General features: G+C 51.6%; 19 protein-coding genes and 1 tRNA gene. 9 read left to right on the forward strand and 11 right to left on the reverse strand.

What is annotated here, in order from left to right; translation table 11 throughout:
- Positions 1-7: 7 nt before the first annotated feature.
- The gene (locus I0P70_RS13830; RefSeq protein WP_196119002.1) at positions 8-643 is read left to right on the forward strand and encodes a thioredoxin family protein; all 636 of its coding nucleotides are present in this window, start codon (positions 8-10) and stop codon (positions 641-643) included.
- Positions 644-645: 2 nt separating this feature from the next.
- Here I0P70_RS13830 and I0P70_RS13835 read toward each other — a convergent pair whose 3' ends face one another.
- Positions 646-1,023 carry a hypothetical protein gene (locus I0P70_RS13835; protein ID WP_196119004.1) on the reverse strand — a complete coding sequence of 126 codons (378 nt, stop codon included), beginning with the start codon at positions 1,021-1,023 and terminating at the stop codon, positions 646-648.
- A 290-nt stretch (positions 1,024-1,313) separates the two neighbouring features.
- On the opposite strand from I0P70_RS13835, the gene I0P70_RS13840 reads away from it, so the two are divergent.
- The 3 genes from I0P70_RS13840 (at position 1,314) to I0P70_RS13850 (ending at position 3,813) form a co-directional block, all read left to right on the forward strand.
- Positions 1,314-1,934, forward strand: coding sequence for a C40 family peptidase (locus I0P70_RS13840; protein WP_196119006.1), 621 nt, complete (start codon positions 1,314-1,316; stop codon positions 1,932-1,934).
- 180 nt (positions 1,935-2,114) lie between these two features.
- Positions 2,115-2,807, forward strand: coding sequence for a YkvA family protein (locus I0P70_RS13845; RefSeq protein ID WP_196119008.1), 693 nt, complete (start codon positions 2,115-2,117; stop codon positions 2,805-2,807).
- Positions 2,808-3,072: 265 nt separating this feature from the next.
- Complete coding sequence (locus I0P70_RS13850; RefSeq protein ID WP_196119010.1) at positions 3,073-3,813, forward strand: SprT family zinc-dependent metalloprotease; 741 nt, start codon at positions 3,073-3,075, stop codon at positions 3,811-3,813.
- A 174-nt stretch (positions 3,814-3,987) separates the two neighbouring features.
- Here I0P70_RS13850 and I0P70_RS13855 read toward each other — a convergent pair whose 3' ends face one another.
- The 8 genes from I0P70_RS13855 to I0P70_RS13890 form a co-directional block, all read right to left on the reverse strand.
- Positions 3,988-4,245: an acyl carrier protein gene (locus I0P70_RS13855; RefSeq protein WP_007652315.1), complete on the reverse strand. Its 258-nt coding sequence runs from the start codon at positions 4,243-4,245 to the stop codon at positions 3,988-3,990.
- Between the two features lie 4 nt (positions 4,246-4,249).
- The gene (locus I0P70_RS13860; RefSeq protein ID WP_196119012.1) at positions 4,250-7,684 is read right to left on the reverse strand and encodes an efflux RND transporter permease subunit; all 3,435 of its coding nucleotides are present in this window, start codon (positions 7,682-7,684) and stop codon (positions 4,250-4,252) included.
- An 18-nt stretch (positions 7,685-7,702) separates the two neighbouring features.
- Positions 7,703-8,851 carry an efflux RND transporter periplasmic adaptor subunit gene (locus I0P70_RS13865; protein WP_196119014.1) on the reverse strand — a complete coding sequence of 383 codons (1,149 nt, stop codon included), beginning with the start codon at positions 8,849-8,851 and terminating at the stop codon, positions 7,703-7,705.
- A gap of 33 nt (positions 8,852-8,884) precedes the next feature.
- Complete coding sequence (locus I0P70_RS13870; protein ID WP_196119016.1) at positions 8,885-10,255, reverse strand: TolC family protein; 1,371 nt, start codon at positions 10,253-10,255, stop codon at positions 8,885-8,887.
- Positions 10,256-10,275: 20 nt separating this feature from the next.
- Positions 10,276-10,908, reverse strand: a complete 633-nt coding sequence (locus tag I0P70_RS13875) for a TetR/AcrR family transcriptional regulator (protein ID WP_230392197.1) — start codon at positions 10,906-10,908, stop codon at positions 10,276-10,278.
- A 269-nt stretch (positions 10,909-11,177) separates the two neighbouring features.
- A complete protein-coding gene (locus tag I0P70_RS13880) occupies positions 11,178-11,924 on the reverse strand; it encodes a LytTR family DNA-binding domain-containing protein (RefSeq protein ID WP_196119020.1) in 747 nt (248 codons plus the stop codon).
- The gene (locus I0P70_RS13885) at positions 11,899-12,957 is read right to left on the reverse strand and encodes a sensor histidine kinase (RefSeq protein ID WP_196119022.1); all 1,059 of its coding nucleotides are present in this window, start codon (positions 12,955-12,957) and stop codon (positions 11,899-11,901) included. Before I0P70_RS13885 ends, I0P70_RS13880 begins: the two co-directional genes overlap by 26 nt.
- Positions 12,957-13,805, reverse strand: a complete 849-nt coding sequence (locus I0P70_RS13890) for a LiaI-LiaF-like domain-containing protein (RefSeq protein ID WP_196119024.1) — start codon at positions 13,803-13,805, stop codon at positions 12,957-12,959. Before I0P70_RS13890 ends, I0P70_RS13885 begins: the two co-directional genes overlap by 1 nt.
- A gap of 210 nt (positions 13,806-14,015) precedes the next feature.
- On the opposite strand from I0P70_RS13890, the gene pheS reads away from it, so the two are divergent.
- The 4 genes from pheS to I0P70_RS13910 all read left to right on the forward strand — a co-directional run bounded on the left by pheS (position 14,016) and on the right by I0P70_RS13910 (position 16,618).
- Complete coding sequence (gene pheS / locus I0P70_RS13895; protein WP_196119026.1) at positions 14,016-15,044, forward strand: phenylalanine--tRNA ligase subunit alpha; 1,029 nt, start codon at positions 14,016-14,018, stop codon at positions 15,042-15,044.
- Positions 15,045-15,138: 94 nt separating this feature from the next.
- Positions 15,139-15,996, forward strand: a complete 858-nt coding sequence (locus I0P70_RS13900; RefSeq protein WP_196119028.1) for a 3-hydroxyacyl-CoA dehydrogenase NAD-binding domain-containing protein — start codon at positions 15,139-15,141, stop codon at positions 15,994-15,996.
- Positions 15,944-16,408, forward strand: a complete 465-nt coding sequence (locus I0P70_RS13905; RefSeq protein ID WP_230392198.1) for a hypothetical protein — start codon at positions 15,944-15,946, stop codon at positions 16,406-16,408. The genes I0P70_RS13900 and I0P70_RS13905 overlap by 53 nt, the downstream gene beginning before the upstream one ends.
- 136 nt (positions 16,409-16,544) lie before the next feature.
- Positions 16,545-16,618, forward strand: a tRNA-Asn gene (locus I0P70_RS13910).
- Positions 16,619-16,664: 46 nt separating this feature from the next.
- Here the strand turns inward: I0P70_RS13910 and I0P70_RS13915 are convergent.
- Positions 16,665-17,696 (reverse strand): AI-2E family transporter, encoded by a 1,032-nt coding sequence (locus I0P70_RS13915; RefSeq protein ID WP_076421119.1) that lies wholly within the window; start codon positions 17,694-17,696, stop codon positions 16,665-16,667.
- Positions 17,697-17,925: 229 nt separating this feature from the next.
- On the opposite strand from I0P70_RS13915, the gene I0P70_RS13920 reads away from it, so the two are divergent.
- The gene (locus I0P70_RS13920; RefSeq protein WP_007652305.1) at positions 17,926-18,096 is read left to right on the forward strand and encodes a hypothetical protein; all 171 of its coding nucleotides are present in this window, start codon (positions 17,926-17,928) and stop codon (positions 18,094-18,096) included.
- 63 nt (positions 18,097-18,159) lie between these two features.
- Here I0P70_RS13920 and I0P70_RS13925 read toward each other — a convergent pair whose 3' ends face one another.
- Positions 18,160-18,774: a sterol desaturase family protein gene (locus tag I0P70_RS13925; protein WP_007652304.1), complete on the reverse strand. Its 615-nt coding sequence runs from the start codon at positions 18,772-18,774 to the stop codon at positions 18,160-18,162.
- Positions 18,775-18,873: the final 99 nt, after the last annotated feature.

Raw genomic sequence — 18,873 nt, forward strand, 5'->3', positions numbered from 1 at the left:
TATTACTATGAAGAATAACCGAGTACCGCTTCTTTACATGGCGTGCCTGCTGTTGGTGGGCGTGCTGATGGCAGCTATACCTGCCTCTAACAACTCCGGCTACCAGGTAGGCGACACAGCCCGCGACTTCAAACTGAAGAACGTGGACGGCAAGATGGTCTCCATGAGCGATTACAAGGATGCCAAGGGCTTCATTGTCACGTTCACTTGCAACACCTGCCCTTACTCGGTGGCTTACGAAGACCGCCTGATTGAGCTGCACAACAAGTATGCACCGCAGGGCTACCCGATCATTGCCATCAACCCGAACGATGTGAAAGTATCACCAAAGGACTCTTACAAAGACATGCAGGTGCGTGCCAGGGAGAAGAACTTCCCGTTCCCGTACGTGTATGACGAAACGCAGGAAATCACCAAAGCCTATGGTGCTACCCGCACACCGCACCTGTATGTGGTGCAGAAGCAGCAAGACGGCACTTTTAAGGTAGCCTACATCGGCACGATAGACGATAACTCGCGTGAACCAGCGAAAGTGCAGAAGAAATATGCTGAGGAGGCACTTGACGAGCTGGTAGCAGGCAAAGCCGTGAGCCAGCCTAACACCAAAGCGATCGGCTGCACCATCAAGTGGCGTGAGGCATAGTTTCAGCTTTCCTTTCTGATATCAATAGGCAATGGCAGCTCAGTCGGTTTGATTGAGCTGTCTGCTTTTTGGGCTACAGGCAGATCTATTTCACCTTTCAGGCCGGCAATGCGGGCCTCCACTTCATACTTGTTGTTGTAGTAGCCCACACGCATCGACTCGCGCAGGTATAGCCACAGGAAGCGCAGGTAGCCATGCTCCTGAAACTGCCGGATATGACAAAGCTCATGTGCCACCCAGCCTTTGTCACGCAGAAAAGAGTCCCGCTTCACGCCGCTCAGGTGGATCGTTTGGCCCAGTACCATAGCCACATTGCTGCTCTTGAGCACCAGGCGGGCGATGCGGGCAAAAGGAGAATTCTCAACAATTTTGTACTTCATCTTTGTAAGCTTATACCTGACACAACAGGTCATTTAGGTTACGCGTCCAGGCTATCATACGGGTAAACAGCTCTGAATAAAAAGTGAATAGCATGCCTTTCTCCTGTGAACATCAGCTATTTACCATATTGCCAGTCTAGAAAATTGTACTTACTTTTGCTCCCTGGTTCGCCATTTTAGTTTTGGCGAACAGGTTGCAGGGTATAAAATGCAATACTAGACCTATACCACTCTACAACCATAAGGTGACAAAGTTTGCTGCTGCGGCAGAGCTAAACATGCTAAACCCTATGACAAAAACAATCATACTGAGTGTACTGGCCCTTGTATCCATCGCTCTTTCTTTCTTCTACGAAGTAAAAAAGCCTGGGTCGACACCTGCTGAATCAGAAACGGCCAGCCTCATGCTATACCCGATCCAGACTGGGGAGGACATCGCGAAAGCACTGCAACTACAGGTGCCGTCCCACCTGAGCGAACCCGTGGATTCGGCCTTCTACCACCGCTACTCCCGCAAACTGGGCCTCAAGCTCGACTACAGCGAAGACAAAGACCTGCTCGAAAGCGTATCCAAGTGGCTGGGCACTCCTTACAGCTATGGCAGCAACTCCAAAAGAGGAACCGACTGCTCCGGCTTTGTGACCCGCATCTACAGCGACGTGTACGGCATCGACCTGAGCCGCAGCTCCCGCTCCATGTTCGACGACGTGACCCGCATCCGCAAAGACAGTGTACGCACCGGCGATCTTGTCTTTTTCCGTCGTAGTCCCAGGCAGCCGATCTTTCATGTGGGCATCTACCTCAAAGACAACAAGTTTGTGCACTCCGCCACAAGCGGTGGCGTGATGATCAGTTCCCTCAAGGAGCCTTATTACCGTAACTACTACTACGCTGCCGGCCGGGTTGACTAACACCATACCTTGTATCATAGATTTTGAGGACGGGCGGCTATACCAGCGCCCGTTTTTTCGTTTGCGGTGTATAACAAAATTACTTGTAGCAGGGTATAGGAAGGTTGTTCGGAGTTGAGCAACTTGCGCCCGATTTGACAAACAGCCGAAGCAGGTGCTATACAAAATCACACATACCTTATGACAGATCAGAACACTCAGAATCAGCAACAGCAGAGCCCGGACGGGAAAACCATTTCCCAAAGCCAGCTCTTTAAGAACATACTCAAGAAGGCAGAGAAGTATCTGGAGCATCCTTCGCAGGTTATCAGACTTTTGAACGACGCCTTCAAGAAAGCCACGGCCAAGAAAAGCCTGGGGACGATTGCGGGCGAGGTATGGGAAAGCTTCCAGGTCCTATCGCATATGATCAGATCGGCTGTGAATGGAGAGTACAAAGGCATCCCGAATACAACATTGGTAGGTGGTGTGGCCGTTATTCTGTACTTCCTGATGCCAATCGACCTGATACCTGACTTTATACCAGTGATCGGTCTTTTGGACGATGCTACCCTGCTGGCCTGGTTTATGACCAGCATCAAGTCGGAGCTCGACAAATTCAAGGAGTGGGACGAGGATCGCCAGGCCCGACAGCAGTCGGTGCACACCATGGAGCCGCACCATGCTGACAGCTCCTTTGGCACGCCAAAGTACAGCGACCAGGCTGCTGACTCAACAGAGGTTCAGCACGAGAGTCCAGCCCATACTTCGCAGGGACACGGCTCTGAGGAACCAGGCCATCACGAGCCCATTGTACGTGCCTCTACCACCGACAGCAGCCGCGTAGCCAAAAACCCGCACGACGACATTCCGGAGGGCGGCAATATCCGCTAGCCTGCGTCACAGAAAAAACACATGAAAAGCTGCCTTTCAAGGCGGCTTTTTTTATGCCCTTGGTACCTCATTAGAGAGTGTAACAGCAGGTTAAACAACTGCATAACACAGCTTAAAAAAATACATAACGGCTACACAATATAGTACTATTCAAATACAGAAATCTGAAAAAATTTAGAAAAAAGCCGCTTATCTATTAGTTTCTTCAGGAATTAATTTTCTATATTTGGACTGATGATTGTGTATTTTTAACTTTTTAGCCAAGGTGTCTTCATCATTTCTACGACTTACTTCCGTTAATCTTCACATCGACGGCATTGGGAAGGTTCTGATCGAACGCAGCGACAAAGCCAAGCGTCTTAGCATCAGTGTGCGCCCTATCAAAGGGGTGCGTGTAGCCGTCCCTCCGCACATCAGCTTCGAAAAAGCCGAGCAGCTTATTTATACCAAGAGCGATTGGATAAAAGAGCACCAGGCCCGCATGAAGCAGCAGGAGGCCCGTGTGACCATGTACGATGGCAACACCGACTTCAAGACCCGCTGCCATACCCTGCGCCTGCTCACGCATGCCCAGTATACCATGCGCTGCGTGATCGAGAACGGTTACATCAACGTGTTCTACCCGGCTTACAAAGACGTGCGCGACAACGAAGTGCAGAAGTTTATCCGCAAGTCGATTGAGGAGGCCTACCGCAAAGAGGCCAAAGCGTATCTGCCGGAGCGTGTCAAATTCTTCGCCGACAAGTTTGGCTTCGATTACCAGAACGTGTTTATCAAAAACGCAAAGTCACGCTGGGGAAGCTGCTCGCATACCAACAACATCAACCTCAACCTGCACCTGATGCGCCTGCCTGACTCACTTTGCGATTACGTAATCCTGCACGAGTTGGCGCACACCATCGAGAAAAATCATGGTCCGGGTTTCTGGGCACTGCTCGACAAGGTATGTCCTAACTCAAAGGCCCTCGACCAGAAACTGAAAGCTTACCGCATCTCTATCTACTAATCAAGTATTGCCTATCGACAGAACGCTTACTACACACATTATTTTCTGAAAACATACGCATAACGACAGCCACACAGGAACCTGGTTCCACTTTCAAGGCTGTTGTTTTACCAAATAAAAAGCGGCCGGGGTTTGCACCCCGGCCGCTTCTGTTTATACCATTTACAAATTCGATCAGCTGGCTTTCTGCATCGCATGTGATGCTACAAAGTCCACAAAGTCGCCCACCGTGTTGATCGGAACTTCATCCGGAATGGTGATCTGGAAATTTTTCTCCAACTCCAGGATGATATCCACTACATCCACCGTATCAAAGCCGAAATCTTTTTCCAGACGGGCATTTGCCTGCAAACGGGCAGGTCTAATCTCCTTGGTTTTGCTAATGATGCGGATTACCTCTCGCTCAATAGTTTTGTCTGTTGTTGCAATCATATATTTATAGGGTGTATTCTCTAACTACTTTTCCATTTACAGGTACCTCTGTTTCGTCCTGAGGTATAATTTTCACGCCTCCTACCGGCTTTCTCTCTCCTTTTACCTTTGCTCTCAGCTTCTCATTGAGCAAGTACATCACCGGCACGATCAGGAGTGTGATGATAGTCGCAAATCCCAGGCCAAAGATGATCGTCCAGGCCAGCGGTCCCCAGAAGGCGGCACTGTCGCCCCCCATAAAGAAGTTCGCTTTGAACTCCGTGAACAGGGTATAGAAGTTCAGGTTTATACCTAACGCCAAGGGTATCAAGCCTAGTATAGTCGCAGTCGCGGTCAGCAGCACCGGGTTCAGACGGGTCTTGCCTGCTTCCACAATCGCTTCTTTCAGGTCGCGTCCTTCTTCTATCAGCATGTCGGTGAACTCCACGATCAGGATACCGTTTTTCACCACGATACCTGCCAGGGCCACTATACCTACACCGGTCATTACCACCGACACGTCCATCCCAAAAATGGAGAAGCCCAGCAACACGCCGATGATGCTGAAGAGCACCTCCGACAGGATGATGAACGGCTTCGAGATGGAGTTGAACTGCGTCACCAGCACCAGGAAGATGATCAGGAAGGCCGCCACCAGGGCAATCATCAGGAAGTTGGCTGTTTCCTCCTGCTCCTCCTGCTGTCCGCCCATGCTGATCTCAAAGCCCTCCGGCGTCTGGAAGTTCTGCAGTGAGCTACCGATGCTTTGCACCACTTCGTTGGCGTTATACCCATCCAGCACGTTCGACTCAAGCGTTACCACCCGTTTCAGGTTTTTGCGCTTGATACCTCCGTATGAAGTACCGTACTCAATACTCGCCAGTGACGAAAGCGGGATCTGGCGTACCTGCCCGCTGTTCATGTCGCGGTACGTGATGCGCATGTCCAGCAAGGCATCAATGTTCTCGCGGTAAGGCTCTGCATAGCGCACTTGTATCGGGTACTCCTCTTCGTCCAGCTTGAACTTAGATGCCTCGTCGCCGAAAATGGCCGTGCGCAGCTCCATACCGATTTGCCCGGTGCTGATGCCTTCGCGGTTGGCACGCTCCCGATCGATGTTGATGATGATCTCCGGCTTGCTGTCTTCCAGGTCGCTGCGGAGTTCTTCTATACCACCAATCTGCTGCTGATCAATGTAAGTTTGCACTTGCTTCGACAGCGCCACCAGGCCTTCAAAGTCCTCGCCCGCTATTTCGATGCTGATTGGCTTACCCACCGGCGGACCGTTCTGCTCTTTGTCTACCGTGATGTTGGTACCCGGTATACCGCGCACCGCTTCACGTATTTCGTTCATGTACTCCTGCGTGCTGCGCTCGCCGGTTCGGTATTGATACTCAACAAAGGCTACGGTAACCTTTCCTAAGTGAGATTGTGCGGTCACGCTGCGGTCATTCTGGTCGCCGGCACCGATGGCCACATTGGAAATAACCGATTCCACATCGCTGTTTTCGGCACCAATCACCCGATAGATGCGCTTCTCCACCTCACGTGTAACCGAGTCAGTCACAAGCTGATCTGTACCGACTGGCATGCTAATGTAGGTATAGACGAAGTTCGGGTCGGAATCCGGGAAGAATACTACTTTAGGTGCTCGTACTGCTGTCAGAAAAAAAGAAAAAATAAGTAGCACAAACATGCTCAGGAACATCCACACTGGCCGTCTGCCCATCAGCATCCAGCGCAGCAGGCGCTCGTAGCCCCGCATGAAGCGCGGCAGTACGTTGTTCTGGAAACCGTGGATCATGCGACGGAATACAAAGCGGTTCAGCAGCACCAACACCACAACCAGCATGATCAGGTTGGCCGTGCCATACCAGCCAGCCATGTAACCCACGATGGCCACCAGTGCAGCACCACCTATCAGTAACCAGAAGTTGCGACGTGCACGCGGTGCAATATCAGCCTCCTGCTCGTGCTCCCTCTTCATGAAAGAAACCGCAAACACTGGGTTAATGATAAAGGCCACCAGCAACGACGCCATCAGTGTGACGATAAGCGTGATCGGCAGGAAGAACATGAACTTACCTACAATGCCTGGCCAGAAAGCCAGCGGCAGGAATGGAGCCACTGTGGTAAGGGTACCGGCCAATACAGGTATAAACACCTCGCCGGCAGCCAGTTTAGCTGATTTAATGATGCCCAGATTGGACTGGTGCAAAATGCGGTGCGTGTTCTCGATTACCACGATAGCATCGTCCACCACAATACCCAGGGCCAGCAGGAACGAGAAGAGCACGATCATGTTGAGCGAAAAGCCCAGCACCGGCATCAGCATAAAGGCGATGAACATCGAAATTGGAACTGACAAGCCCACAAAAATGGCGTTGGTCGTGCCCATGAAGAACATCAGGATCAAGGTCACCAGCACGAAGCCAATGATGATCGTGTTGATCAGGTCGTTCAGGGTATGGCGCGTCATCGTGGACTGGTCACCAGTGATGGTCACCTTTAGGTCAGCCGGGAGCACGGTAGCCTGCATCTCCTCCACCATTTCGTGGATATTGTCAGATGCCTGTATCAGGTTCTCGCCGCTTCGCTTGATCACGTTGAGCGTAATTACGGGCGAATTGTCCAAGCGGGCAAAGCTCTCCTGCTCTTCAAAACCTTCTTTTACCTCCGCAATTTCTTTCAGCTGGATATTAGCGCCGGACAGTGACTTTACCACGATATCCCCAATCTTATTCGGGTCGGTGTACTGGCCTACCACACGCACGGAGCGCTTCATCTCGCCTACCGAGATATTGCCACCTGACACAGTAACGTTTTCAGAAGAAATGGCTCTTTTGATGTCGTCAAAAGTCACCTGCGCCACCTGCATTTTGTAGAGGTCCACGTTTACCTGCACCTCCTTGTCAAGAGCGCCCACCATGTCCACGCGAGTAATCTCAGGCTGCGCTTCAATGCGATCCTGTATATCCTCAGCGTACTTTTTCAGGCGGTCGAGGCTGTAGTTGCCGGACACATTGAGGTACATGATTGGGAACTCAGAGAAGTTCACCTCCTGCACGTTCGGGTCCTGGTCGAGGTCGGTCGGCAGGTCGGTGCGGGACTTGTCCACAGCATCCTTCACCAGTTGCTTCGCTTCTACCACATCCACGTCGGTGTTGAATTCCACTGTGATCATCGAGAAGTCCTGAATAGAATTGGACGTCACCTTCTTCACTCCCGAAATAGCCTTCAGCTGCTTTTCGATCGGCCGCGTCACCAGGTTCTCGATATCTGCCGGCGATGTGCCTGGGTATACCGTGCCCACAAACACGGTCGGAATCACGATGTCGGGGAAATTCTCTTTCTGGAGCGTGATGTACGAGAAGATACCCCACACCGAGATGATGAGGGTAATGATGTATATACTCGTCCTATTATCAATGGACCAATTGGTCGGCTTGAAATATTTCATAGTCTGCTGCTTAAAAGATTATTGCTGCGCAAGACGCTCCTGGTTGAAGACAACTGGCTGCCCTTCGTTCACACTCTGGTATCCTGCTGTAATGATGTAGTCTTGCGCTGTCAGTCCATTCAGCACCTCTACCTGCCCCTGGTAGTTCACGCCCGTCTCCACCTCTTTGCGGGTGGCCACGTAGCGTTCGCCTTGTTTCTGGGCTACGTACACGTACTGCGACTTTTCGTCGCGCTGTACCAGGTTGACAGGTATAATGATGGCGTCTTCTTTGCGGTAGTCCTGTATGCGCACCACGGCCACCAAGTTCGGACGCAACTCTATGTTCACGTTTTTCGGCCGGAGCTCGATCATGAAGGTGCGGCTGCTCGGGTTGATGAAGCTGCTGACCACATCCACTGTAGCGCTAATCTCCTGGTTCAGGTCCGGGAAACGTATCAGGGCTTCGTCGCCTTTGCTGATCTTGGTCAGGTAAGCTTCTGACACCTCCGCCACAATCTTAGAGCCATTGGTGTTGACCACCCGGATGATACCCACGCCCGGCGCCACGGCCTCTCCGGCATTTGGAATCACGTTGTCGACCACGCCGCTCACAGGAGCCTTCACGTTATACTGATCACGCTGCTGCTGCAGGGTGGCCAAGCTGCGCTCCAGGGCCTCCTTGTTATTTTTGGCTGTCAGAAACTGCATCTCAGTGCCAATTTTCTGATCCCAAAGGTTTTTCTGGCGTTCATAGGCCACGTTGGCCAGTTCCAGGCGGGTACGCACCTCGGCTATGTTCTGCTCTAGCACCTGCGCGTCGATGGTGGCCATGGTCTGCCCCTTTGTTACCTTGTCACCGCGCTTTACCCGCACGCTCGTGAGCACACCCGGTACTTTGGCGCTTACCAGCACGTTTTGATCAAAGTCTGCACGGCCCTGCACCTCCAGGTAGTGACGGAACGTGTCCTGCTGCACCTGCGCTACAGTTACCGGCACAGTCTTTCTCTCAACTGGTCCACCCTTGCCTTCTGTCTTTAGCTCCGCTTCCAGCTGTGCAATCTGCTCCTGCAGCTCCGTTTGCTGTTTCTTCAGTTCTGCCAGTTGCGCCTCTTTGTCGCTGCCCTGGTTGCAGGCGGCCAGGCTTAGGAACAGGGCCAGCGATGAAACTCCAAGTATCTTCTTCATGATAAGTCGTGTGTTAGTCTTTTTTCAAGTGTTTTATTTTATAAGCAGGGTGCCAGTGGCTTTGTCAAGATTCACTTTAGCGATCAAGGCATCGTACATGGCGGCGTAGTAATTGGTCTGTGCCTGGCGCAGGTCGGTTTCGGCGGTCACTACTTCCAGGTTAGAGCCTACGCCCTCCTGAAACTTGATCTTGGCCACACGGGCAATCTCCTCGGCCAGTTCCAGGTTCTCGCGCTGCGATGCCAGCACGTCCAGAGAGTTGGTCAGGTCGGTGGAGGCCTGTTCCATTTCCAGATCTATACCTTGCTCCAGACTCTCAAACCCCAATTTGGCATTCTCGAGCGTCAGGCGGGACTGCTGCACCTGGTAGTGCTTGCGGAGGCCGTCGAAGATCGGCACCTGCAGGCCCAGGCCTACGTAGGCGAAGTCGAACCAATTACGGCTGCGGGTGATCTCACTGAAGTCATTGTTGGCAGCCACATAGCCGTAGCGGCCGTTCAGGTATAGTTTGGGTAAGTAACCAGAGCGGATGTTGCGCAGGTTTAGCATGGCGAGGTCACGCTGCGTCTCCAGGACAGAGTACTCAATGCGATTGCTATAATTGAAACCGTTTCGATTGGTCTTGGCCATATCAACCTGCACTTCGCTCAGACTGTCAGTTAACAGCAGCTGTTCTTTCTGGGGCATCCCCATCTGGAACTTAAGCAGGTCCTCACCTAATGTAAGCAAGCGCTCAGTTTTCTGCTTTTCTACTTTCAGGTTATTGTAGGTCACACGAAGGCGGTCCACGTCCAGCTTTTCAGCTACGCCCTGCTCAAACATCACTTGCGTCTGCTTCAGGAGCGTGTCCAGGCGGTAGAGGTTCTGGTTGAGAAGCTCCATGCGCTCCCGGCTCACCAGCACACTGTAATAAGCTTTGGTCACCTGCTCTACTACATCAATTTCGTTCTGCTCCGTGGTTTTGCGCGACAGCTCGGTATAAGTCTTGGCAGCTTTCAAACCGATCAGGTATGAGCCGTCGAACAGCAGCTGGCTGGCCGTGATGGCAGCGTTGCCAGTATACTGTGGCGTAAACACTACCGGCACAAAAGTGCCTGGCTCCGGTGCGTTTGGGTTATCCGGATCCTGAAAAAACTCGGCTGGCAGGAAGCTCTTCTGCTGAATCACGTTTTTGCCCAGGTCGGCGGCGGCGTCGATCTGCGGCAAGCCCATTGCCCGGATCTCTCCTACTTTGGCTTTGTCGATATCCTGCTGGTTGCGGGCCATTTTCAGGCTCGCGCGGTTCTGCAGGGCATAATCGATACTCTGTTGCAGACTGAAAGCCTGCGGCGATGCCTGCGCCAGCACCTTGACCGGGCTTAGCAAGACGAATAGTGCCAGTAACAGGCTAATGGTTTTTTTCATAATCGGAGAGTTGTAGTCAGTTATTCTTCTTCTGTGATTTGCTTGTAGTCATTGATCATCTTGTGCCCTTTGAGCGTGGCGATCCCGAGCATGAAGTACTCGAGGCTGGCCGTTTGCACATGCAGCAGCTCAAATTGGAAGCGGGGGAAAAGGGCTTCGTCAAAAGGCACCTCGATCTGGGCGAGTCGCAGGCGGGCGATTACCTCCACGTCCAGGTCCTGCCGGAACAAGCCCTCAGAAATGCCGCGCCTGAGGTTATCTTTTATCCGGTGAAGGAAGTCATGGTTCTTATACTCCTGCCACTTTTGCCAGGCGTTGGCGTGGTACTTCTGCAGATCGAAGAAGATGCCGGGGTGAATGCTGGCGAAGACCTGACGGGTGGTCTTCATGATCGAAAAAAGTTCTTCGATGGCATTGGGCGCCTCCTGCTTGCATCGCTCACAGTCCGCATCCACCGAGCTCAGGTAAGAGTTGATAGCCCAGTACACAATCTCGTCTTTGTTGCTGAACCACTTGTAAATGGTTTTTTTGGACATAGAAAGGTGCTGCGCAATGTCATCCATAGAGGACCCCTTGATGCCGCGGCGACAGAAAAGCTTAAATGCCTCTGTTGCAATCTTATCTTTAACCGATGGCTGTACTGTCGTTTCCATTTTCATAATTCCGAGGCAAAACTACGGAAACGTTTTTTATCTCAAAAGTTTCCACAAGTGTTTAACAGAATTATTTAGTAAGTGTTCAGACTTTCCGGGCAAGCTCAAAACAGCTTTGAGCGAGACAAATGTGATAGCTTTTTCGGTTTGAGAAAAACTATTTAGACGAATAGGGCAAATGCTGATTCAGACACTGCTTTTTTGACTCCAAACAGCCAAAAACATATTCCCAATCAGATAAATACAAATATAGGCATGTACAAAGGTGACTATATACCCAGTACTGCCCGCAGTCGGGCATAGCCACTCTTACTCAGGGGAATACGCTCGCCGTTACGCAGCAGGGCTACGTGGCTGTCCTTCTCGAAGGGCTCGATGCGGGTAAGCTGCGACAGGGCCATGATATAAGAGCGATGCACCCGCACAAACTGCTTCGGATCAAGCGCTTTTTCGTAATAGCCCATCGTCTTTTTCTTGAGGAAAACACCGTCGCGAGTATGGATTTTCACATAGTCGTCATAGGCCTCCAGGTATAGCACATCGGCCACCGGTATGATGCGGATGTTGTTGCCGGCTCTTACTACAATGCGATGCTGTTCTTCAGGTTGCTTGCCAGTAGCCTCCTCCAGCGCACTTGAAGCAGGTATAGCCTGTGCTGCTGCTGCCTGGCTCTGCAGCCATTTGCGTATGGCGGCATCGAAGCGTTCTTTGCTGAAGGGCTTGAGCAGGTAGTCCACGGCATTGGTCTCAAAGGCCTTGATGGCATACTCGTCAAAGGCGGTAGTGAAGATGACACCGGGGGCTTGCTCCACCAGCTCCAGCATCTCGAAGCCATTGATCTTAGGCATTTGGATGTCAAGAAAAATCAGGTCGGGCTGGTGCTGCATGATGGCTTTCACACCCTCGAAACCGTCGCCGCACTCCTGCACCACCTCCAGCTCAGGGTAGGCTTGCAGGTACTCGGCCACCATGCTGCGGGCCAGCGGTTCATCATCTATTATCAGGCATTTTTTCATAGTGTTGGGGTATCTTGATGGTGGTTGTAAACTGATGGTCTTGTTGAGAGGTGCGCAGCAAGTCCTGCCGGGCGTAGAGCAGATATAGCCTGCGCTGAATGGAGTCGAGTCCGAAGCCGGTACCCTTGCGGGGCTGGCTCGTGGCCGGGTCATAGGGGTTTTGGGTGATGATGGTCAGGTAGCCGTCCGCGGTAGTAGCCTTTACCTTGATAGCCGTCTCCCCCACCGTGTCGTAGAGTCCGAACTTGATGGCGTTTTCCACTACGGGCTGCAGCAAAAGGGCAGGCAGCTTCATACCTTGGCTATCCTCGGTAGCTTCTACTTCTACCTGCAACCTATGCCCGAAGCGCACTTTTTCGATGTCCAGGTATAGCTGCAATTGCTTCAGCTCTTCCGCCAGGGGTACCAACTGGTTGTTGTCCTTGCGCAAGGTGCCGCGCAAGAAGTCTGACAGCTGTTGTACCATGCTGCGGGCCTGCTCCGGCCGACTCACCACCAGAGCACTGATGGAGTTGAGGCTATTGAACAGAAAATGTGGCTGCAGTTGCTGGCGCAGGTTATAGAGTTCGGCTTCGCGGGCCAGTTTCTCGGTGGCGGCTTTGCGCTTCTCAGCCTCCTGCAACTGACGGGTATAGAACCACAGCCAGGTTAGGAGGAGCATCAGCAAGAGCATCAGCCAGCTAAATGCGATGCGCATCGGCAGGGTTTTGTCGACAAAAGCCAGGTATGTGGTAGCTTCTGGTACCATCTGACCCATTATAAAGTCAAACAGCAAGGTGCATATACCTGCCAAACCCAAACTCCAGCCCAGCAGAAATGCTCCCTGACGAATGCTCGGCTGATAGAACCGCAGGCCTGTACCTACAGCAAATCCACCCACAGCCAGTAAAACGTTCATCAGCAGGGCATCTGCCAGTATCAGTTTAAAGGCAAAGCCCGTTTGCCAGAGCACCAATACCAGCACCACCGACCAAAGCAGGGCCCAGCCCAGATAGAGCAGCATGAGCCGTACCTGCGATGCGACCCCTTCCATTAGTAACTCTTGATGTTGAGTCCGCCAAAGAGGGTGGTGCCTTTCAGTATGAGCACCTTATTGGGGTCGTAGCCCTGTGGCATTGCAGGTCGCTTGTCGTCGATGCCGCCCAGGATGGCCACCATTTCGTCGGACTTGATTTGCCAGTGTGGCGGTACGATGAGCGTAGTTCCCCCAAAGATCTGGGTCGCCTCCAGCACGATCGGGTGTTGTATGTCGGCCTGCATCAGGTTAAGTTCTGTGCCTCCAAACACGCTCACCACTTCCCCTCCCTTGAAGTTCTTAGAGACGATGTTTTTTTTTATGCCTCCGAGTATCGCCACACTGTCAAGTTGATCTTCAGGCCCTCCTGCCGTATAACCCTGGTTGCCGTCATATCCGCTGGAGGTATAAGCTTCGTTGCCGGTGTAGTCGGTATAGCCACCAGGATAGGCGCCGTTCACAGGGTCGGTATAGTAGCCGGGGGTTTCCTCTGGTCTTGGCTCGGGGCCAGGTCCCACCTGGTTTTCCCAGGGGTTGCGCTTCTTTGGCTTCATGATCAGCCACAGCCCCAGACCGATGATCAGGATAGGCCAGAAGTACAGCTTCAGGTTGATATCGAGAAAGAAGTGCCTGTCGAGCAGAAAAACGCCACCGATCACGATCAGCACCAGCCAGCTTGGTTTCTGAAAGGAATGCTTAAAGCCCAGAAACAGGCCCAGTGCAATCAGGAACATTGGCCAGGAAAACACCCAGCTCGGTAGAAAGAAAATACCCATCTTGGCAGTGAGCAACAGCACACCTACCATCAGGAGAAAAACGCCGGCCATTTTGCCGGAACCGCCTCTATTGTATTCTTGATTTTTCATGGTTTTATTTCGCTTAGTTTTAAGATCTGTACCAAAGGTATAAGATGCCCTTGCTCAGTTCAATGGCTATTAGGTTACCCCCGGACAGAAGTCGGTAAACGGCCGGTTGGCGTCGGTAAACCAAGTTAGGTTTTATTCACCGAATGGCAAGGTATAGCAAAGCGCCTTATTTTGCCTTTCACATTTCGCAAATTATTATCTTTGCATACTATGGTTGAGAATATACAGAGAGTAGCACAAGAGATAGAGGCCGCGCAGCTTGGTAGCGCAGCCGAGTTGGAGCAATTCAGAATCGCTTACATTGGCCGCAAAGGCGCTATAGCCGCCCTTTTTGACGACCTCAAATCCGTGGCACCCGAGCAGCGTCGACAGGTAGGCCAGGAGCTAAACCAGCTCAAGAATAAAGCCCAGGCCCGGTTTGATGAGGCGCAGGAGCAGTTGGCCAATGCTTCGGCAGGCGCTGAAGCTGAGAACGCTTTTGACTTTACGCTACCTCCTATACCTAATACATTGGGCACCCGCCATCCACTTTCACTGGTGCGTGCCGAGATCGTGCGCATTTTTGAGCGCATCGGCTTCAACGTGGCCGACGGACCGGAGATCGAGGACGACTGGCACAACTTCACCGCCCTGAACTTCCCGGAAAACCATCCGGCCCGTGAAATGCAGGACACGTTCTTCCTGAGCGAGGACCGTGACAAACTGTTGCGTACCCATACCTCCAACGTGCAGGTGCGCCTGATGGAGAACAACCAGCCGCCGCTGCGCAGCATCATGCCGGGCCGCGTATACCGCAACGAAGCCATTTCAGCCCGTGCGCACATGGTATTCCAGCAAGTGGAGGGCCTTTATGTGAACAAAGGTGTGAGCTTCAAAGACCTGAAAGAGACACTTTATTACTTCGCGAAAGAGATGTTCGGACAGGACACCAAGATCCGTTTCCGCCCGTCGTTCTTCCCGTTCACGGAGCCAAGCGCCGAGATTGATATCTCCTGCCTGATCTGCAAAGGCGAGGGTTGCAACATCTGTAAACAATCGGGCTGGGTAGAGATCGGCGGTGCCGGCATGGTAGACCCGAACGTACTCAGCAACTGCGGCATCGATCCGGAGGTATATTCCGGCTTTGCTTTCGGTATGGGTATCGAGCGCATCACCATGCTCCGCTACCAGATCAAAGACCTGCGCCTATTCACCGAAAACGACGTACGCTTCCTGCGACAATTCAAAGGAGTGATTTAATTCTGAATGAGTGATTGAGCGAATGGGTGAATGTTTTGTTTCTTTAAGTATAGCAAAGCATTCACCCATTCTTTTTTAACAGACAACCAAGGCTATGAAATTTGAGAACATCAAAACGATAGGTATAGTAGGTGCCGGCACGATGGGGCAAGGCATTGCGCAGATCTGTGCGCAGGCCGGGTATAAGACCATTCTGTTCGATATCAATGCGCAGGTGCTCAAGAAAGCCGAAGCGACTACCGTTAAAAACCTCGACAAAGGTATAGAGCGCGGCAAGCTGACCGAAGCTGATAAACAGGTGGCGCTGGAGAACATATCTTATACTGGTGATACACTGCAGCTGAGCTGCGACGTTATTATTGAGGCTGTGGTAGAGCGCCTGGAGGTAAAACAGAGCATTTTCAAAGATCTGGATGCCGTGAATACGCCTGATACAATCTTTGCCTCCAACACCTCGTCTATACCTATTACCCGCATCGCAGCGGGTATACCGCACCCGGAGCGGGTAGTGGGCATGCACTTCTTTAACCCGGCCCATATCATGAAGCTGGTGGAAGTGATCTCAGGAGCCGCTACCTCGCCGGAAGTGGCTGAAACGATCAAGCAGCTTGCCCTGAAATTGGAGAAGAAGCCTGTCATGGCAAAAGATGCTCCTGGTTTTATTGTGAACCGGGTGGCGCGCCACTTTTATGTAGAGGGGCTCAAGCTGCTCGAAGAAGGTGTGACCGATGCCAAAGGTATAGATCGGCTTATGCAGGCCAGCGGCTTTAAGATGGGCCCCTTTGAACTGATGGACCTGATCGGCGTAGACACCAATTACTCTGTTACCTCCTCCATGTTTGAGGCTTTCCATTATGACCCGAAATTCAGACCGAGCCGCATACAGCAGCAGAAAGTGGATGCCGGCCACCATGGCCGCAAGTCTGGCAAAGGCTTCTACGATTACCAGTAAGCTCCTTTGCCTGCTGGCGTTGCTGATGCTTGCCTCTTGCGGCAGCGATAACCCAGGCCCGGGTATACCCAATGTACCTGTAAGCGAGCAGATCAATGTCAACAGCCAGCTGTACACGCGTCTGCGCCAGGATGGAGGCTATGTATACCTGAACTCCGGTTACAAAGGCATCATTGTGATCCGGCAGCATGCGAACCTATACCTGGCTTTTGAGCGAGCCTGCCCCTATGACCCTACCGCGAGCGCACCTTGCGGCCAGGTGGAGGCAGACCAGTCCAACCTGTTTATTGTGGACACTTGCTGCGGATCCCAGTTCAATTTTCAGGGAGGTGTGAGTGCGGGTCCCGCTGTATATGGCCTCAGGCAGTACCGCACCGCACTGAATGGCTCTCTGCTCTCCATTTTTAATTAAATTTTTCGGATTGATTCACAACCATTTACAACTTACTCGAAATATTTTTTAGCCCAGTACTTGCGTAGTAAGCTTAGGCGCCGTAATATTGCACCATCATTCGACGGTAGAGGCCGTCACTGAACATAAATAAGATTCCTCCTTAGCTCAGTTGGTTAGAGCACCTGACTGTTAATCAGGGGGTCCCTGGTTCGAGCCCAGGAGGGGGAGCTTAAAGAAAAAGCCACTTACGAGTAAAATCGTCAAGTGGCTTTTTTTATTTCTCTTTAACCTCTGCCTCTAGCACGTCCTTCACATACAACTCCTGCACGATCACCATTAGCACGGCTAGTATCGGGGCGGCTAATAGCAGCCCTAACGCTCCCAGCAGCAAACCAAGCAACACCTGAAAGAACAGTAGCAGGGCCGGTGGCAGGTCTACTGTCTTCTTGAAAATGATGGGAGTCAGCACATAACTCTCCACCATCTGAATGCCGCCATAGATCAGAATCACATACAGCGCCATCTGCCCTCCTTCCATCAGACCGACGAGCACAGCAGGCACCCCTGCCAGCCATGGGCCAATGTTGGGCACAAACGCGAAAAGAAAAGCGATGAAGGCCAAAGCGAATGCCAGGGGTAACCCGATCAGACTATAGCCAATGGCGGTACTGATACCAATCATAGACATAGCCAGCAGCATAGCCACCAGCCATCCCCGTAGGGTACTGTAGCACTTATCCAGCACCTCCAGTATTCGTGTCCGCTTATGGACTGGGAACAGCTTCACCAGCCCATGTGTGTAGAGGGTCGGACTGGCGGCCAGGAACAAGGCTGTGATGACGACTATTACAAGATCGGCCAGGAACCCGAGTGTCGTATAAAAAGCGCCGGTAACCTGCGAGAAAAGATTCTCTTGTTTCGAGAGAGCACCTTCAAAGTTTTCAGGTAGCTTCTCCGCGACCCGCTCTCCCCAGCCTCGCTCACCCAGCCAGTTTCTCAGTTGCTCAATGGACTTAGGCAAGGTTTCCCGCATCTCGCCTACCTGCTCTGCTATAGTGGGTGCCAACAACCAAAAGGCCCCTATTATCAGACCGAAGAAAAGCAGCACGGACAGCAGTAGTGCCACCCACCGCTTCATTCCCGTTTTTTGGACAATCCACTCCGCCATACCACTGAAGAGCACGGCAAGCAGAATGCCTGAAAAGACCAGCAGAAAAAAGTAACCTTGGCTTATTAAAAGGTAAGCGATAAGAACCATTAAGACCCCTGCCGCAAACCGCTTAATGAAATTATAGAAATCTAGCATTAAGGAATTGACTCTTTATAAACATGAAAACACTTTCATGTGTTTACTCATACAGGGGGCCTTAGGTTAAGAAGCAGCCAGCAGCTTCCACAGCACCTCACCCCTTATAAGCCAACCTTTTACTTAAAAAGCAAGTATCTGATATATATGACAATTTCGTCATATTACCGCAACCGCACTCTCTATAAGAGTGTTAGGCGCTGCGCTATAACCTAAACAAAATAAGACTATGAAAAATATAAGACTATACCTCCCCGTCCTTTTCGTCCTGATGGCAGTTACCATGAGTAGTTGCGAATTGATAGGAGACATCTTCAAAGCCGGTATGTGGACCGCGCTCATCATCATCGTTCTGATTGTGGCCCTGGTAGGCTGGCTCTTCAGCAGATTCAGACGATAAACACAATACCTAACAAAAGAAAAGGGAGCCAATCGGCTCCCTTTTTGATTTCGATGGACTGCTCTATTTTGAGTTAGTGCGTTTCGGCATCGTTCCCAGTATGTAGTCCCAGAGCGGAGAAGATACACCGTAAGCCACGTTCGGGTCTTTGTAGTGGTGAATACTATGGTGAATCCAAAGCTGCTTCAGGAAGTTCTTAGGCGGTGCGTATGCGTGCACGGCATAATGCACGAACAGGTATAGCGCATAACCAAACAGCAGCCCGGCCACTACACCGAATACAAACTGCCCGAAGATCAGCTTGAACACAAAGAAAAAGAACGAGGCGATGAACAAGCTAACAATCGGCGGCATAGCCAGGCGCTCTTTGTCTTTCGGGTACTCGTGGTGATTGCCGTGAAAGGTATACTGAATGCGCTCCTTCATCGGCGTATCGGTATCCATATGGAACACGAAGCGGTGCGCGCAGTATTCGATCAGTGAGAAGATAAGCCAGCCCAGCAGAAAGAAGCCGATCGCCTCCAGCACATTAATAAAGCTATACGTGATGCCATAGTAAATCAGCCCGATGGCAATGACGATAAAAATAGAAATAGGCAGTGCAATGTGTGTACGTGTCAGTCTTTCCAGCACAGGATTCTGGAATATCTGGGCTTGTCCTTTGTGATTGGGTTTCATAGTCAGATTTTGCTAAAAACGGATTTTTACCGCAAAATTAGTTAAATATTAGGTATCCCGTATGTATTTATCCGCTGCAACACATAAGCGGAAACGAGG

Source organism: Pontibacter sp. FD36, from assembly GCF_015686655.1.
GTDB lineage: Bacteria > Bacteroidota > Bacteroidia > Cytophagales > Hymenobacteraceae > Pontibacter.

Excerpts from the sequence above, each read along its gene's own strand:
- I0P70_RS13830 (WP_196119002.1), top strand. The coding sequence starts at position 8 with ATGAAGAATAACCGAGTACCGCTTCTTTACATGGCGTGCCTGCTGTTG.
- I0P70_RS13835 (WP_196119004.1), bottom strand. The coding sequence starts at position 1,023 with ATGAAGTACAAAATTGTTGAGAATTCTCCTTTTGCCCGCATCGCCCGC.
- I0P70_RS13840 (WP_196119006.1), top strand. The coding sequence starts at position 1,314 with ATGACAAAAACAATCATACTGAGTGTACTGGCCCTTGTATCCATCGCT.
- I0P70_RS13845 (WP_196119008.1), top strand. The coding sequence starts at position 2,115 with ATGACAGATCAGAACACTCAGAATCAGCAACAGCAGAGCCCGGACGGG.
- I0P70_RS13855 (WP_007652315.1), bottom strand. The coding sequence starts at position 4,245 with ATGATTGCAACAACAGACAAAACTATTGAGCGAGAGGTAATCCGCATC.
- I0P70_RS13860 (WP_196119012.1), bottom strand. The coding sequence starts at position 7,684 with ATGAAATATTTCAAGCCGACCAATTGGTCCATTGATAATAGGACGAGT.
- I0P70_RS13865 (WP_196119014.1), bottom strand. The coding sequence starts at position 8,851 with ATGAAGAAGATACTTGGAGTTTCATCGCTGGCCCTGTTCCTAAGCCTG.
- I0P70_RS13870 (WP_196119016.1), bottom strand. The coding sequence starts at position 10,255 with ATGAAAAAAACCATTAGCCTGTTACTGGCACTATTCGTCTTGCTAAGC.
- I0P70_RS13875 (WP_230392197.1), bottom strand. The coding sequence starts at position 10,908 with ATGGAAACGACAGTACAGCCATCGGTTAAAGATAAGATTGCAACAGAG.
- I0P70_RS13880 (WP_196119020.1), bottom strand. The coding sequence starts at position 11,924 with ATGAAAAAATGCCTGATAATAGATGATGAACCGCTGGCCCGCAGCATG.
- I0P70_RS13885 (WP_196119022.1), bottom strand. The coding sequence starts at position 12,957 with ATGGAAGGGGTCGCATCGCAGGTACGGCTCATGCTGCTCTATCTGGGC.
- I0P70_RS13890 (WP_196119024.1), bottom strand. The coding sequence starts at position 13,805 with ATGAAAAATCAAGAATACAATAGAGGCGGTTCCGGCAAAATGGCCGGC.
- pheS (WP_196119026.1), top strand. The coding sequence starts at position 14,016 with ATGGTTGAGAATATACAGAGAGTAGCACAAGAGATAGAGGCCGCGCAG.
- I0P70_RS13900 (WP_196119028.1), top strand. The coding sequence starts at position 15,139 with ATGAAATTTGAGAACATCAAAACGATAGGTATAGTAGGTGCCGGCACG.
- I0P70_RS13905 (WP_230392198.1), top strand. The coding sequence starts at position 15,944 with ATGCCGGCCACCATGGCCGCAAGTCTGGCAAAGGCTTCTACGATTACC.
- I0P70_RS13915 (WP_076421119.1), bottom strand. The coding sequence starts at position 17,696 with ATGCTAGATTTCTATAATTTCATTAAGCGGTTTGCGGCAGGGGTCTTA.
- I0P70_RS13920 (WP_007652305.1), top strand. The coding sequence starts at position 17,926 with ATGAAAAATATAAGACTATACCTCCCCGTCCTTTTCGTCCTGATGGCA.
- I0P70_RS13925 (WP_007652304.1), bottom strand. The coding sequence starts at position 18,774 with ATGAAACCCAATCACAAAGGACAAGCCCAGATATTCCAGAATCCTGTG.